Consider the following 15,836-nt stretch of genomic DNA (forward strand, 5'->3'; position numbering starts at 1 on the left):
ACCATGCTGAGACTCTGGGACCGGTTTTTCGGGCGCATGAGACGAAAAGCCTTTTTCGCCCACACCGTGACGATGATGGGCGGGACGGCGGTTGCGCAGGTGATAACCCTTCTCGGGACCCTGATCCTCGCCAGGTTTTATCTTCCCTCCCATTTCGGTGTTTTCTCCATGTTCGCCGGTTTGGTCTCCCTGGTCAGCGTCTGGTCGTCCTTCCGATATGAAATCGCCGTAACGCTGCCGGAAAAGGACGAGGATGCTGCGGCTCTTGTCCAGTTCTCCCTGCTGATTGTTTGTTCCGTGAGCCTCGTCACCCTGGTTCTGGTGATCGCCGCCGGCCGCTGGCTGCTCCCGGTAAGCCGCATTCAGGATCTGCATCCATGGCTGCCCCTGCTGCCGCTGTGCATCCTGCAGGTCGGCTCCTACAACACCTTGTACAACTGGTGCCTGAGAGGTCGGCGTTTCCCGGGGATCGTCCTTGCCCGGACGGCGAAATCCCTGTTCACGGTTTTGGGGCAGTTGATCGCATATCTGGTCGTTGCACTGCCCGGCGGCGGCCTGATCTGCGGCTATGCAATCGGTCTCGCGGCCGGTCTGGGACCCATTCTAAAACGATCCAAGGTGGTCATTGCCAGCGACATCCGGTGGTCCAGGATGCTTCCTGTCGCGTCCCGGTACGCCGATTTTCCGAAAAAGGCCGGTATAGGTGCTTTTCTTGACACGGCATCCGCACAGATTCCGCTGATTGTGCTTCCCGTCATTTTCTCCTCTCATGTCGGCGGATCCTTCGCCGTGGCCGACCGGCTGTTCCGGGGCGCGGTGGACTTTTTCAGCGTGACGCTGGGGCAGGTGTTTTACCAGCGGGTTGCAAGCCTCCGGCGCGACCACGAAGAGACCACCTCCCTGCTCTTGAAAACCTGGAAACTGCTCTTCGTGTTTTTCATCGGTCCCAGCCTGCTGATGCTGTTCTTCGGCAGGGAAATCTTCCTCCTGCTCCTGGGGTCGGGATGGAGCGAAGCGGGGGAGTATGCCGCGATTCTCTCCATCGGCTTCATCGGGCAGCTTGTGGTCTCCCCGACGAGCCTCGGCCTTATGGCATTCGAGAAACTCAACCTGCTGCTCGGCTGGCAGGTGCTGTCCTTCCTGACGATGATCACCGCCCTGTTGCTGGGGTTTTTCTTCTGGCGCCAGGACATCAAGTCTTTCCTGTGGTTCTGGTCCTGCAAGGAAGCGGTTATTTATCTGCTGTACGGGGCGATCCTCTACCGGATCCATCAGAGACACGAGGAGTCTCTGTCTGTATAAACATTCATCGACAAGGAGCGTATCATGATTCAAGTCGCCCAGATCGGTGTGGGGTACTGGGGCCCCAACCTGCTGCGCAACCTGATTGCGAACCGGCGCTGCCGGGTGAAGGCCGTAGCGGAATTGTCTGCGGAGCGCCGCAATTACGTTCAATCCCTGTATCCGGCTGTTGCGGTGACGGACCGGGTGGAGGATGTCGTCGGAGACCCGGAGGTGGACGCGGTGATCGTGGCCACCCCAGTGGCAAGCCACTACGACCTTGCCATGGCGGCGCTGGATGCGGGAAAGCATATCCTCGTGGAAAAGCCCCTGGCCCGGAGCGTGGCGGAGGTTGAGGCCATCGGCCGTCTGGCGGAGGAGCGAAAACGGGTGGCCATGGTCGGCCACACGTTCCTCTACAATGCCGCGGTCCGATACGTGAAGAAACTGATCGATGACCGGGAGATCGGCGACATCCGCTACATCTACAGCCAGCGCCTGAATCTGGGAAGGATCCGCTCCGACGTGGACGCTCTCTGGAATTTTGCCCCCCACGACGTCAGCATCATCCAATACTGGCTGGGCGACCCCGAGCCGGTTTCGGTGGTGAAGCGGGGGGTGGACTTCATCCAGCCGGGGATTGCCGACGTCGTCTTCATGAACATCCACTATCCCGGGAAAATCATGGCCAATATCCACGTCAGCTGGCTGGACCCCGGCAAGGTGAGGTGCATGACCGTCGTGGGTTCCCGGAAGATGGTCGTGTATGACGACGTGGCGGAAAACAAGATCGCCGTTTATGACAAGGGGATCGACCGCAAGGCCGTCCTGGGGGAGAACATGGATTACGATGGTCCTTCCTATCCGACCTTCAGCCTCCGGTCCGGCGATATCCTGATCCCGAAGATCGACTTCCAGGAGCCCCTGAAGGTGGAGATCGACCACTTTCTCGACTGCATTGAAAGGGGTACGCCCTGCCTGACCGGCATCGACCACGCCCGAAAGGTCGTGGAGATCCTCTCGTCGTGATGGCATCCTGACAGGGGAAAAAGCGTGAAGATCGTTTACCTCCATCAGTACTTCGTGACGCCCGACATGCCCGGAGGAACCCGCTCCTATGAAATGGGGCGCCGGCTCGTCGAGGCCGGCCACGAGGTCCATATGATCACCTCCGATCAGTCGGGGCGCTTCGATGCGTCTGAAGGGTGGCGCATTACGGAGGAAGCCGGCATCCACGTTCATTGGACGACGGTTCCTTATGGAAACGAGATGCCGTACGGGGAGAGGATCAAGGCTTTTTTCCTCTTTGCCTGGCGATCGGCCAGAGAGGCGGCGCGCGTTGGAGGGGATCTGGTCTTTGCCACGAGTACACCCCTGACGATTGCGCTTCCCGCCGTGTATGCGGCGAAGCGCTGCGGCATCCCGATGGTTTTCGAGGTTCGCGATCTGTGGCCCGCGGTTCCCATTGCCCTCGGAGCGTTGAAAAATCCGCTGAGCCGCTGGCTGGCACGGCGACTAGAGCGATTTGCATACGGGAACGCTTCCCATGTGGTCGCGCTGGCCCCGGGGATGCGGGACGCCATCGTGGAAACGGGCTATCCGTCCGGGCAGGTCTCCGTGATTCCCAACGGGGCCGATCTCGATCTGTTCGATGTGCCGCCGGAGGAGGGAAAGCGCCTGCGGAGCCTTCATCCGTGGCTGCAGGGCCGGCCGCTGGTCCTCTTTGCCGGGACGCTGGGCATGGCGAACGGAGTCGATTACCTGGTGCGGCTGGCATCTGCCGTACGCATGCTCGATCCGGAAATCCGCTTCCTGGTGATCGGCGGAGGAAAAGAGGTGGAGCGGGTCCGGGGCATGGCCCGGGAGCAGGACGTTCTGGAGAAGAATTTCTTCATGATGAACGCCATCCCCAAGCGGGAAGTTCCCGCCTGGCTGTCGGCATCGGATCTTGTTACAGCCCTTTTCACGGGTCCGAAGATTGTCTGGAAGGATGCGGTCCAGAACAAGTTTTTCGATGCCATGGCGGCGGGGAGGCCCATCGTCAACAATTTCGACGGGTGGCAGTCCCGGCTTGCCGAGGAGCACGGAGCGGGGCTCATCCTTCCTGCCGATGACATTCCCGAGGCCGCCCGCCTGCTGACCGGTGCCATCCGCAACCCGGAATGGATGGAAAAAGCCCGAAGCGCGGCCGGGAAGCTTGCCCGGGAGCTGTTTTCCAGGGAGCGGCTTGCCCGGGAACTGGAGCGGGTTTTGATGTCCGTCCGGAGTGGCCATAAGGCCGGGGACAACGTCTGATGCAACCGGGGGCGGCGCATTACTGCAAACGCGCGATGGATCTGGCCATCGGCGGATGTGCGTTTGTTCTGGTCCTTCCGGTCATGGCCCTGATCGCCCTCATGATCCTCCGGACCCTTGGCCGGCCGGTCCTTTTCCGGCAAATCCGCCCGGGACTGAACGGGAAGCCCTTCGGTCTTTACAAGTTCCGGACCATGACGGACGCGAGGGACGGGGAGGGGCGCCTCCTGTCCGACGAGGAGCGACTGACGGCATTCGGCCGGTTTCTGAGATCAACATCTCTTGACGAACTCCCCGAACTCTGGAATGTGCTGCGGGGTGACATGAGCCTGGTGGGGCCGAGGCCCCTTTTGACGGCTTATCTGGATCGCTACGACTCCGAGCAGAAGCGCCGGCACCACGTGAAGCCCGGGCTGACCGGCTGGGCGCAGGTGAACGGGCGGAATGCGCTGACGTGGGAGGATAAATTCCGGCTGGACGTCTGGTATGTGGACAACCGCAACCTGTTGCTTGACCTGAAGATTCTCTTCATGACCCTGGGAATCGTTCTCAGGAGGGAAGGCATCAGCCAGGAAGGACACTGTACAGCGGAGGAATTCAAGGGGAGCAGGCATGAAGACTGAAAAAGACCGCTTTGCCGACTGGCAGTATCCGGAAATTGAGGAGGGCAAGCCCACAAAGTACCATTGGCTGGTCCGGCATGTTCCGGGGCTTCGCCTTGGGTACCGGACGGACATCGGGGCCTTTACGTATATCAATGCCGTCCGCGGCGTCGTCATCGGAGACGAGGTCCAGATCGGATCGCACTGCTCCATTTATTCCGTTTCCACGATCGACGACAAGGCCGGGGAAGTCCGGCTGGACCGGAACTGCCGGATCGGGAGCCACTCGGTCATCATGCCCGGTGTCCACATCGGGGAGAACGCCGTCGTTGCGGCCTGCAGTTTCGTCAATCGGGACATTCCGGCCGACGTTGTCGCCGGGGGAGTCCCGGCAAAAGTGCTGCGGAAGTTGCCGCCGCGCGGGAAAGAGGGGGAAAATGGGAAAGGCTGATCGTCTTGCGGTGGAGGGCGGGCATGCGGTACGGCATGTCCCATACCCGTCCTGGCCTGTTTATGATGATGACGAGGTGATGGCCGCAACATCCGTTCTCCGTTCCGGCCGGGTGAACTATTGGACCGGCGAGGAAGGACATATCTTTGAGAAGGAATTTGCCTCGTATGTTGGCACCGGGTATGCGGTGGCCATGGCCAACGGAACGGTTGCACTGGACAGTGCGTTTCGGGCCCTGGGAATCGGTGCCGGTGACGAGGTCGTCGTAACGCCCCGGACGTTCATTGCCTCGGCCAGCGCGTTTATCCTCCTGGGGGCAATCCCCGTTTTTGCCGATGTGGATCCCGACAGTCAGAACATAACGGCGGAAACCATGGCGCGGGTCGTCACTCCCCGGACGAAGGCGGTCCTCGCCGTGCATCATGCCGGATGGCCCTGTGAAATGGATCCGATCATGGATATGGCCAGGGATCGATGCCTTTGGGTGGTCGAGGACAGCGCCCATGCCCACGGCGCTCTTTATCGGGGCAGGAAAACAGGCTCTTTCGGGGATGTGGCCGCCTTTTCCTTCTGTCAGGACAAGATCATGACAACGGCCGGGGAAGGCGGGATGGTTACCACCGGCAAGGAGGAGATCTGGTCGGCAGTCTGGTCGTTCAAGGACCATGGGAAAAGTTTTTGGCCCGCGCACGAGAAGCATCATCCTCCCGTTTTCAGGTGGCTTCACGATTCCTTCGGATCCAATTACCGGATGACCGAGCTGCAGGCTGCAATCGGCCGGATCCAGCTGAAAAAACTTGATGGCTGGCTCGGGAAAAGGGAGCGCAACGCCCGCTATCTCTCGGATCGCCTCGCCCATGTGCCGGGCCTGCGTGTCGTTGTTCCCCCTCCTCACGTCCGGCATTCCTACTACAAGTATTATGTGTTTTTGATTCCCGAGATGCTGAAGGATTCCTGGGACCAGGAGCGCATCATCACGTCGGTGACAGCCGAGGGTGTGCCCTGCTTCAGCGGCACCTGCGGTGAAATCTACATGGAAAAGGCCTTTATCGATACGGGCCTGGTTCCCCGGGACAGGCTTCCCGTGGCGGAGCGGCTGTCGGAGACGAGCCTCATGTTTCCCGTTCACCCGACGCTGGAAACGGACGATCTCCAGGACACCGTCATGGCGGTGGAGAAAGTGATGCGCCATGCCGTCAGGGCATAAACGTCAGGCCATTGCAATGAACGACAGGAACCCGGCACAATCCCCTGTTGCGGATAACGGAGCGAGGATAACCAGAGCGATACAGTGCACGGTACTGGTTCTTCTGGCGGTTTACGTTTTCATCAATCCGTTTCCGCGAAAGACGGCCATTGAGCTGATCACATTTTACTCGTCCACGCTTATGGTCGCCATCCTTTCGCTGACCGGCAGGATGAAGCTGAACTTCAGGACACCTCTGACGATTCCGCTGCTCCTGTTCGCCTTCTGGGGATTCCTGGGGCTTTTTTCCGCCTTGGACGTGAAGAACAGCATTCATGACTACTATGCCCACCTTCTCTGTTTTCTTGTCTTGTTCTTCCTGATCTTCAACGTATTCGACACAAAGGAGAAACTGATTCTCCTGCTCCGCCTGACCGTTGTCTCGGGCCTCCTCTTTTCTGCCGGCCTTCTCGTTTATTACTATGGCATCGCCCGCTATCCCCTGACGGAGCGGCTGGGCATGTACATTCCCTACCTGGAGTTCAATCCAGGGTTTCTGACTTATACAACCCTGTTCACGGTGTTCCTGTCTCTCGGATTCCTGAGGCTGAAAAGCGACGGTGCGTACCGGTACCTGTACCTGTTCGGTGTGATTGTCTCGGCGGCGGCGTCGGTTTTGAGCGGGGCGCGGGCGGCGTTTGTCGGTGCGCTCGCCCCGGCGTGGGTGTTCCTGCCCCGGTTGCGGAAGAACCTGCTTCCGCTGTTTGTCATCCTCATCGCGGGCGTGCTGATGTTTTCATTCGTTCCCAGCGTGAGGGACCGCATGTCCCTCAAGGCTCTGGCCGGCGAGTCCAGGGTCAAGATTGCCATGATCTCCATCGAGCTGCTCAAGGACTATCCCGTCTTCGGGATCGGCTACGGGATGCAGACATACGGAAACCGGCAGTATGTGGATTTGGCGAAATACAACGCAAGGTTGCCGGAGAAATACCGGCAGCATCATGAAGGCGGCATCTTCTGGGGCGCGACGCACAATTCCTACATGGACGTCGCCGTCCGTACCGGCCTGGTGGGGCTCGTCCTGTGGCTGTATGTTCTGGTTGCTGCGTTTCGAACGAGCATCGGGCTGATGATGAAAGGGGAGGACCGGGAAATCCGGCACCTGGGTGTCATCCTGACGGCGTCGCTGACGTGCATCACGGTCCTTGACCTGTTCATGGACTCGGCCTTCGGTCCGCAACTGACGATTCATTATGTCCTGTTTGGAATGATTGCCGTTCTGTGGCAATGTCAATCACGGGAAAGGGAACACTCCTGAAGACAGGACCAATCGACGTCGCTCAGCAAATTGTATTGTAATGTCAATATGTAAGGAAGTGGCAGGCACCGATCGCCCCGACCGGCAACATTTATGCGAAAACAACTCAAAAATCCCCGATTCTTTGTGAAGCTGGCAATCGACGGCGCCCTGTTCGTCGCGGCGCATATCATTGCCTACCTGTTCCGGTTTGAATTTTTCATCGATCAAACCAGGCTGGTGCATATCAAAATGGTGCTTCCCTGGCTGATCCCGTTGAAAATCATCGTATTTTACAGGCTGGGTCTCTATCACGGCATGTGGCGCTATACCAGCGTCCGCGATTTCTGGCTTCTTGCAACCGGAACGGCCATGACGACACTCGTCTCCATCGCGGTCGTTTTTCTTCTGTATCGGGACGAGAATTTTTCCCGGGCGGTTTTCCTGATGGACGGAGGGCTGACGTTTATGCTGGCGGGCCTGCACCGTCTCCTTGTCCGGTCCTATTACATGACTCAGGCTCGGGCGGGGAACGGCCGCGCAGACGGGGCCGCCGCTGCGAGGCCGCCCCGGAACGTCCTGATCGTGGGAGCAGGAGATGCGGGGGAGAAGATCCTGCGAGAGATCAACGAGAACGAGCAGATTCATTACCGGGTGTCCGGGTTCATCGACGACGACCCGCATAAGCAGGGGCGTTCCATCCACGGCGTCTCCATCCTGGGAACGGTGGCGACGATTCCGTCCCTGGTGATGCGCCATGACATCGAGGAAATCCTTATCGCCACGCCGTCAGCCACAGGGGAGCAGATGCGGCGGATCGTGGACGTCTGCAAGGAGTGCAACGTTACGTACAAAACCCTTCCGGGTATCGGGGAGATCATCGACGGCCGAGTCAGTGTCAAGATCCTGCGGGACGTGAGCTACGAGGACCTGCTGGGCCGGCCCCCGGTCCACCTGGACGTGACGGGTATCCGGAATTACCTGGCCGGCCGGACGATCCTCGTTACCGGATGCGGCGGGTCGATCGGCTCCGAGCTCTGCCGCCAGCTGGTCCGGTTCGAGCCGGGACTGATCGTGCTTCTGGACGCTTCGGAGGCAAACCTTTTCCAGATTCAGATGGAGATGGAGAACGAGCTGACCTTCCGGCGGTATGAGCCTGTTCTGGGACAGGTGCAGGACGAGGCCCTCTTGCGCTCCGTCCTGGAAACGTACCGTCCTCATGTGGTCTTTCACGCCGCCGCCTACAAGCACGTTCCCATGCTGGAGTTGAACCCGTGGGAGGCCGTCTTCAACAACATCCAGGGAAGCAGGACGGCAATGGAGACGGCCGTCTCCTTCGGTGTGGAACGGTTCGTCCTGGTCTCCACCGACAAGGCCGTCCGGCCCACCAACGTCATGGGGGCCAGCAAGCGGGTCACGGAACTGATTCTCCAGGCTCACCAGGGAACGGACACCCGGTTCCTCTCCGTCCGTTTCGGCAACGTGGTCGGTTCCTCCGGATCGGTCATTCCGCTGTTCCGGCGCCAGATCGAGCACGGCGGGCCCGTTACGGTGACCCATCCCGACGTGACGCGCTTCTTCATGACGATTCCCGAGGCAGCCCAGTTGATCATCCAGGCCGGCGCCATGGGGGAGGGCGGGGAAATCTATATTCTGAAAATGGGAACGCCCGTACGGATCATCGACATGGCCCGGGACCTGATCCGCCTGTCGGGAAAGGAGCCGGACCGGGACGTCCAAATCGTTTTCACGGGGCTCAGGGATGGCGAAAAACTGCACGAGGAACTGATCACCGAGGGAGAAGGGATCGTTCCCACGGGCCACGACAAGATCCTGGTCCTCCGGCCCGATCCGGACCCGGAGCGGGAAACGGATCCGGAGGCATTCCGCCGGAGGCTCTATGGCGAGATCGAGCAGCTCTGCGAAGCCGCTTCGCGGCACGACGCTCCGGAGATCCGGCGTCTTCTGCACGGCATCGTTCCCGAATACGCCCCCCAGGATTCAAGGAGCGTTCTTTGAGGGACTGTTTTTCCGCCACCGTCATCGGCGCCGGGGTTGTGGGTCTCGCCGTGGCGGAGCGGCTGTCCCGGGAGTACCGGGACGTCCTGCTCCTGGAGAGGCATGAATCCTGCGGCCGGGAAACCAGCAGCCGGAACAGCGAGGTCATCCATGCCGGCATTTACTACCCGGCGGGTTTTGTGAAGGCGGCCCTCTGCCGGGAAGGAAACCGCCTGCTTTACGAGGCCTGTACGGAGTGGCGGGTGCCGCACCGGCGGGTGGGCAAGATGATCGTTGCCGGCGGTGACGAGGACGGCGAGGAACTCCACCGGCTTCGCGACCAGGCGGAGAGAAACGGCGTCATGAACCTCCGCTTTCTGACCCCCCGGGAGATTCGGCGACTGGAGCCGGCCGTGCGGGCCCGGGAAGCCCTGTTTTCTCCCTCCACGGGAATCGTCGATTCCCACCGGTTCATGCAGGCACTCCTGTCGCGTCTGCAGACGACGGGAGCCACCGCGGCGTTCCGGTCGGATGTCACGGCGGTCCGGCCGGACGGAGATGGCTTCGACGTGGAGATCAACGGCGGCGAGTACCGGTTCCGGACGAAGGTTCTGGTCAACTCCGCCGGGCTCGCTTCCGACCGGCTGGCCGCCATGGCCGGCATCGACGTGGATGCTGCCGATTACCGCCTCAAGTACTGCAAGGGGTCCTATTTCTCCGCTTCTGCTGCTCCCCGGTTGAAGCACTTGGTTTACCCCGCTCCGGACCGGGGAAAGGAAGGACTCGGCATTCACGCCACGGTGGATCTGGCGGGGCGGGTCCGCTTCGGGCCCGATGTCCAGTACGTAGAGCGGATTGATTATGACGTTGACGAGGGCCTCCGAAGCCGTTTTCATGAGGCCATCCGGCGTTATTTGCCCGGGCTTCCGGCAGAGGTCCTCCAGCCGGATATGTGCGGCATCCGGCCCAAACTCCAGGGGCCCGGTGAGCCGTACCGGGATTTCATCATCCGCGAGGAGAGCGACCGCGGCTTTCCGGGTCTGGTGAACCTGGTGGGGATCGAGTCCCCGGGCCTGACGGCCTCCCTGGCCATCGGCCATCGCGTGGCCTCTCTGGCGGAGCCGTTTCTCGAAGGGTTCCAAAACACAAGGAAAAGGGGACTGGTTTAAATCTGTCCCCTTTTCCGCTCTTTTCCGAATATGCTGATCCGCGAACGACATAAAATCCCCGGCGACCCGTGCCGCATTCTCGTGATCCAGCTGGGCGATATCGGCGACATCGTGTGGACATGGCCCGCGCTGGCTGCAATCCACGGCAGGTTCCCCGCGGCGGAGATGAGCCTTCTTGCAAGGAAGGGACGGGGCGGGCTCCTGGAGGCGAACCCGCTTCTGCGTGAAATCATAGAGGTGGTTCAGCCTCGGGGAGGCGGGATCGCGGTCCTGTCCGCCCATGCCAACTTCCTGGCGAGCCTCCGGCGCCGTCGCTTCGACATGGCCGTCGACCTGCGGGGGGACGAGCGGGGAGCCTTGCTGGCCTGGAGCACCAGGGCCCCGGTGCGGATAGCCCTCGCTTACGGCCGCAACGATGTTCCCTTCTGGCGGAACCGGATGTTTACGCACCTGGCGGCCGCCCCGCTGCCGGGCAAAGGGCCGTTCCGGGGGCCGGCGGAGCAATCTCTGGATGTCTTGCGGCCCTTCGGGATCGACATCGAGGGGGATCTGCCGCCTTTTCCCGTTCCCCCGGTCATCGCGGAGCGGGTGGATCGCCTCTTCAGGGAAGAGCGGATGGACATGGAACTCCCCTGGGTGACCATCAGCCCTTATTCACGCTGGACTTACAAGGAGTGGGGCCAGGAAAAGTGGATCGACCTGATCCGATGGTTCCGGGAGCACTGGGGCGCGGGGACCGCTATCGTCGGCTCCGTCGAAGACCGGGACAAGGCGGATGAGCTGCTGCGGGGCGGTGGAGATCACATCCGGAACCTGGCGGGACGAACGTCGCTCGCGGAACTGGCGGGAGTCATCGCCCGAAGTGTACTGCACGTAGGCGTCGACACCGGCGGCCCCCATCTGGCCGCCGCTCTGGGCCTGCCGACCGTGACGATCTACGGCCCTTCCTTCGGGGAGGCATGGGCGCACCCGGGTCCGCGGCACCGGACGGTCTTTCCCGACCGGGACTGCGTTCCCTGCCGGAAAATCGGCTGCGACAACTCGCACCGCAGTGAATGCCTGGAGGAGCTCGGGCCCGAAAAAGTCCGGAAGGCCGCAGGGGATTTGATAGCGAGTCTGGGATTGATTTCCCGTCACTGAAACGGGCGGGCAGGGGAGCAGAAAACAGGAAATAGGGAACAGGGAACAGAACAGAAAGCCCACGCCGGGCACCCGGCGTGGGCTTTTTTTATGGCGTGGACTTTTTCAGGTTGTCCTCAATCCGCTCGTGGATCAGGCGGGTTCCCAGGGTATCACCGATCAGGCCCACCAGCACCGAGACGGACGTCCGGTCCCGGGAAATGTAATCGATCATGATCATGACCTCGTCACCGCTCACCCGGCCCTTGATCGAGCCGGAGGCGATGCCGCGGTCCGGGACGACGTCCGTGGCCTTGATCTGGGCCATCGTCTTTTCCGCGGCCGTCCAGACCCGATCATAGGAGTACGGGTAGTCGGCGCCCAGTTTCCCGTCAATCACGACAAACCGTCCGGAGCGGACGCCGACAATCCGGTCCTTCACCTCGATGGTTGAGGCGGTATAGCAGCCGCTGAAGGCCAGGAGGGCCAGGGCGGTAAGGCAGAACGAGATTGTCCGTCGGTATCCGTACATTTTGTCCTCCGTGATCCCGTAGCGGGACAGGCATCGCCACTCGCGCTCCGCATCTCCGCTGAAGATGCATTCCGGACCAAGAAACGAACGTCCTGAATCGCCCTTCATTCTACCGAATGGCGGCTGGACTGTCAATTCAAGCGAGGGTTCGTCAGTTCAGGTTCAGGGCCATGGCGAAGGCGCCCGCCACGGCATAGAGGAGACAGAGGACGGTAAGTCCCGCAAGAACGGCCCCCAGTGCGCGGTGAACCGCCGTTTCGGGTCCCCGGTCCCGGTGGCCCGTCAGGAATGCAACGCCGATCCCGGCCAGGAGCCCGCCGCCGTGGGCCCAGTTGTTGATGCCCGGCAGGAGGAGGCCGAACACGGCGAGTCCCACGATCCAGCCCATGGCCTGCCGGGAGATCATCTCACCCAGGAATCCCCCCCGGCTCTTGCCGTAATACAGGATCGCCCCGATGAGTCCGCATAGGCCCGCGGAGGCGCCGATGGTGAACGGGACGCCTGCCAGGAGGGACAGGAGAAATCCGCCGATCCCGCTCGCCAGGTAGATGATCCAGAACCGCCAGAATCCGAACTGGCGCCACACGAAGGGGCCCAGTTGGGTCAGGGCGGCCATGTTGAAGAAGATGTGGAGGAGGCCGCCGTGCAGGAAGGAGGCCGTCAAGAGGGTCCACCAGCGCCCGTACGCCAGGATCGGCACCGTCCCGGTGGCCCCCAGGTAGAACAGGCTGGTCTCGGAGGGAGACAGGAACGAGAGCGGGTTCAGGGAGAATCCCAGGGAGGACGGATTCAGCAGGAGCGACAGCAGGAACAGCGCCACGTTGGAAAACAGCACGATCCGAACGGGATCCAGGGCTCCCGATCCAAGACGTCCCAGCAGGGCGGCTACCCGGCGCGTGCCGGGCCGCGACAGGCCGCAGTGCGGGCAGACCGGCTCGTCCCGGCTGATGAGGCGGCGGCACTGGGGGCAGAGAATCGCTTTTTTCTCGTCATCCTTCATCAAAGGCCTCTCACAGCGGCTGGAAGATGAACTTCATCACCACCGGGATGGCGACAAAGGTCCCGATGGAGGTCGTCAGGTTCACGACGGCCACCAGGATCAGGAGCCGGGTGATCTTGTTGCGGAAGAATCCCCGGAACGAGGTGATGTCGTCCTTCAGGTCCAGAAAATCCCGAACCTGCGGTTTCCGCAGGGTCGCCTCCACGAGTCCGGCTACCCAGCCCGTGGCGATGAGGGGGTGGAGTGTCGCGATCGGGGCGGAGAGGGCGGAGGCGAGGATCGTGAAGGGGTGGGACAGCATCAGCAGGGCCCCGGCGCTGGCGCAGACGGCGGTGATGCCGGACCACCAGAGGATCATGGCGAGGCTGGTGCGGGCGCCCGACGCGAAAAAACCGCCGACGAACAGGGCGAGGATGGCAAGGGGAAACAGCCAACCGACCGTGCGGGCCAGCCAGCCCCTCGGGGGGATCTGTTCCAGTTCCGCCAGGTCTACCGGCTGGTCGATGTTCTCCAGGATGCCCTGGATGTGTCCGGCCCCGACGACGGCCACGATGCGCTCTCCCGGGGCGGTGCGGATCCGGGAGGCCAGGTAGCGGTCCCGCTCGTCGATCAGAATGGTCTTCACCTGGGGGAGCTTCTCGCTGATGGCCTGGAGCGCCACCTCCAGCATGTCCCGCTCCTTGAGCTTTTCGATCTCTTCCTCGGTGATCTCTTCCGTATAGAAGAGGGATACGAGGACCTCCGACATCAGGTTCGCCTTTTTCCAGAATCCCAGGCTGCGCCAGGTCCGCGTCAGGGTGATGCGGACCTCCCGATCCGCCAGGACCACCCGGGCGCCCGTTTCTTCCGCCTTCGCAACGGCCCGGATCATCTCCTCGCCGGGCTGGATGTTGAAACGCTGGGCGATCTTCTTCTGGAAGGAGGCCAGGAGGAGCTGGGAAAGGAGAAGGGACGTCCGCTTCTCCCGGATGACCTTGACGATGTCCGTTTCCTGCCACTTGTCCTTCTGTTTCAGGGCGTCGAACCGGGGCTGGCAGAGTTCCACGCAGACTGTGTCCGGCTTCACCTCGTCCAGGACCTGCTCCACCAGTTCGGCGCTTTCCCGGGACACGTGGGCCGTCCCGACCAGGATCATTTCCCGCCCTTCGTGATGGACGCGGTGGACATGGGGGTGTTCGAGAGGATTCATGGCTTTCCGGTTGTTTGATGTGGGAAACCGCATGGGATCCCAAAGGCGACTGTCAATACCAGCAATCTCCCGGGATGTAAAGGGGCTTGCGTCGCAAGAATCCTGTAAGGGTAAGAGGTCGGATCTGTTTTTTGACACAGTCCGAGGCGCGGGGGCTGTCACGGGGGCTTCCGCCGTCGCGGAAGCTTTTCCGCATAAGCCATTTCTTGATTGAATGAATGAAGCGATGGAAAAGCTTCCCAATGCTCCTCTGGAACGCCCCGGCCGCACCCCCGCGAACATCGGGGAGGGGGGCTTTCGAACCAGGGGGCAGACTTCCTTAAAAAATGAAAAAAAGATCTGATTCATTTTGCGGTGAGCTTGTCTTTCACTGGGAATCCTGACATGAGAGGAAAAACGGAGCGGAGAACGGCGCAATGACGCGGAACGGGAAGACCGGGAATGGCATCCGGATGACCATCGACGCGGTGGCATTCGGCGGGGACGGGGTCGGGCGCCCGGACGGTCTGGTTACCTTTGTCCCCTACACGGTGGACGGCGACGAGGTCGTGGCGGACGTGACGGAGCGGCGGAATCACTATGCCCGGGCGGTCCTGCGGGAGGTCCTTTCTCCGTCACCCCGGCGGGTCGAGCCGGATTGCGTGTATTACGGCCGGTGCGGGGGCTGTTCGCTCCAGCATGTCCGGTACGGTCATCAGTTGACCATCAAGGAACGCCATGTCGCGGAGTCTTTTGCCCGGATCGGGCGCTTTATGGACCTGCCCCTGCAACCCGTCATTCCCTCCCCGCTGGTCTTTTCCTATCGCGGCCGGGCGGAGATCCACGTGCAGTACGGAGGTGGACGGAAGACGAAGGCGGGCTTCATGGAGCGGGGGAGTCACAACGTGCTGGATGTGGACCGGTGCCTCCTTCTGGCGGACAGCGTCAACGAGTCCCTGCCGCTGCTCCGGCGCTCGCTGGAAGAGCGGAGGAACGGGCCTGTCCGCCGGGAGGAGCGTCTGCTCTGGTCCGCTCCGGGGCATGGATCTCCGAACCGCGGAAATCCGGCGCTGCCCGGCCGGGGGCACATTCATCGGGTTGTCAAGGGAGTCCTGCTGTCCGTTCCGGATCGAGGTTTCTTCCAGGCCAACGAGTCCCTGGTGGACACGCTGGTAGACGTTGTCCTGGAACTGGCGTCCCCTTCCCTTGACGAAGCGGTTCTGGACGCCTATTGCGGCTCCGGCCTCTTCTCCCGGTTTCTGGCGCCTCGGGCGGGATCCGTCTTCGGCATCGAACAGGATCGGGCGGCGGTTGCCTGTGCCCGGGAAAACCTCCTGCGGGACGGGTTTCGCGAGGCTCATTTTCATGCGGGGGACGTGGCGGAGGGATTGCGCGATGTCCTGAGCCGCCGGCATCGGATCGACGCTGCAGTTCTGGATCCGCCCCGGACCGGGTGTTCCCGGGAGGTCCTGGAAGCCCTTGTGGATCTGGCCCCGAGGCGAATCGTCTATGTCTCCTGCAACCCGGCGACCCAGGCTCGGGACGCCCGATTTCTGGCGGATCGGGGATTCGTCATTGCGGCGCTCCAGCCACTGGACATGTTTCCCCAGACCTCTCACATCGAGACGGCGGCGCTGTTTGAGGCGGTCTGAGAGGTGAGACGGGATCCTGAAAATTCGCCGGTTGTCGGGTCGGAATAGAAAGGTGGTTCTTCGCCTCGGATGGTACGGGAAAGCGG

General features: G+C 61.7%; 14 protein-coding genes. 11 read left to right on the forward strand and 3 right to left on the reverse strand.

Going from position 1 to position 15,836, the window contains the following annotated elements:
• Positions 1 to 3: 3 nt before the first annotated feature.
• The 10 genes from HPY65_17080 (at position 4) to HPY65_17125 (ending at position 11,419) form a co-directional block, all read left to right on the forward strand.
• The gene (locus tag HPY65_17080; GenBank protein NPU86194.1) at positions 4 to 1,302 is read left to right on the forward strand and encodes an oligosaccharide flippase family protein; all 1,299 of its coding nucleotides are present in this window, start codon (positions 4 to 6) and stop codon (positions 1,300 to 1,302) included.
• Between the two features lie 24 nt (positions 1,303 to 1,326).
• Positions 1,327 to 2,310 carry a Gfo/Idh/MocA family oxidoreductase gene (locus HPY65_17085; GenBank protein NPU86195.1) on the forward strand — a complete coding sequence of 328 codons (984 nt, stop codon included), beginning with the start codon at positions 1,327 to 1,329 and terminating at the stop codon, positions 2,308 to 2,310.
• A 24-nt stretch (positions 2,311 to 2,334) separates the two neighbouring features.
• A complete protein-coding gene (locus tag HPY65_17090) occupies positions 2,335 to 3,576 on the forward strand; it encodes a glycosyltransferase family 4 protein (protein NPU86196.1) in 1,242 nt (413 codons plus the stop codon).
• A 35-nt stretch (positions 3,577 to 3,611) separates the two neighbouring features.
• Positions 3,612 to 4,199 (forward strand): sugar transferase, encoded by a 588-nt coding sequence (locus tag HPY65_17095; protein ID NPU86197.1) that lies wholly within the window; start codon positions 3,612 to 3,614, stop codon positions 4,197 to 4,199.
• Positions 4,189 to 4,629 (forward strand): acyltransferase, encoded by a 441-nt coding sequence (locus HPY65_17100; GenBank protein ID NPU86198.1) that lies wholly within the window; start codon positions 4,189 to 4,191, stop codon positions 4,627 to 4,629. Before HPY65_17095 ends, HPY65_17100 begins: the two co-directional genes overlap by 11 nt.
• The gene (locus HPY65_17105) at positions 4,616 to 5,836 is read left to right on the forward strand and encodes a DegT/DnrJ/EryC1/StrS aminotransferase family protein (GenBank protein ID NPU86199.1); all 1,221 of its coding nucleotides are present in this window, start codon (positions 4,616 to 4,618) and stop codon (positions 5,834 to 5,836) included. Before HPY65_17100 ends, HPY65_17105 begins: the two co-directional genes overlap by 14 nt.
• Positions 5,837 to 5,852: 16 nt before the next feature.
• Positions 5,853 to 7,133 (forward strand): O-antigen ligase family protein, encoded by a 1,281-nt coding sequence (locus tag HPY65_17110; GenBank protein NPU86200.1) that lies wholly within the window; start codon positions 5,853 to 5,855, stop codon positions 7,131 to 7,133.
• 93 nt (positions 7,134 to 7,226) lie between these two features.
• The gene (locus tag HPY65_17115) at positions 7,227 to 9,131 is read left to right on the forward strand and encodes a polysaccharide biosynthesis protein (GenBank protein NPU86201.1); all 1,905 of its coding nucleotides are present in this window, start codon (positions 7,227 to 7,229) and stop codon (positions 9,129 to 9,131) included.
• Positions 9,128 to 10,279: an NAD(P)/FAD-dependent oxidoreductase gene (locus HPY65_17120; protein NPU86202.1), complete on the forward strand. Its 1,152-nt coding sequence runs from the start codon at positions 9,128 to 9,130 to the stop codon at positions 10,277 to 10,279. Before HPY65_17115 ends, HPY65_17120 begins: the two co-directional genes overlap by 4 nt.
• 81 nt (positions 10,280 to 10,360) lie before the next feature.
• Complete coding sequence (locus tag HPY65_17125) at positions 10,361 to 11,419, forward strand: glycosyltransferase family 9 protein (protein ID NPU86203.1); 1,059 nt, start codon at positions 10,361 to 10,363, stop codon at positions 11,417 to 11,419.
• 88 nt (positions 11,420 to 11,507) lie between these two features.
• Here the strand turns inward: HPY65_17125 and HPY65_17130 are convergent, their stop codons facing one another.
• From HPY65_17130 to HPY65_17140, 3 genes are all read right to left on the reverse strand, one after another.
• Entirely contained in the window at positions 11,508 to 11,930 is a 423-nt protein-coding gene (locus HPY65_17130; protein ID NPU86204.1) for a DUF3568 family protein, read from the reverse strand.
• Between the two features lie 151 nt (positions 11,931 to 12,081).
• A complete protein-coding gene (locus HPY65_17135; GenBank protein NPU86205.1) occupies positions 12,082 to 12,930 on the reverse strand; it encodes a rhomboid family intramembrane serine protease in 849 nt (282 codons plus the stop codon).
• Between the two features lie 10 nt (positions 12,931 to 12,940).
• Entirely contained in the window at positions 12,941 to 14,119 is a 1,179-nt protein-coding gene (locus HPY65_17140) for a TraB/GumN family protein (GenBank protein NPU86206.1), read from the reverse strand.
• Between the two features lie 416 nt (positions 14,120 to 14,535).
• Between HPY65_17140 and HPY65_17145 the strand changes: the two genes are divergently transcribed.
• Positions 14,536 to 15,750: a class I SAM-dependent RNA methyltransferase gene (locus HPY65_17145; protein NPU86207.1), complete on the forward strand. Its 1,215-nt coding sequence runs from the start codon at positions 14,536 to 14,538 to the stop codon at positions 15,748 to 15,750.
• Positions 15,751 to 15,836 lie beyond the last annotated feature (86 nt).

The organism is Syntrophaceae bacterium (assembly GCA_013177825.1).
Classification (GTDB): domain Bacteria; phylum Desulfobacterota; class Syntrophia; order Syntrophales; family PHBD01; genus PHBD01.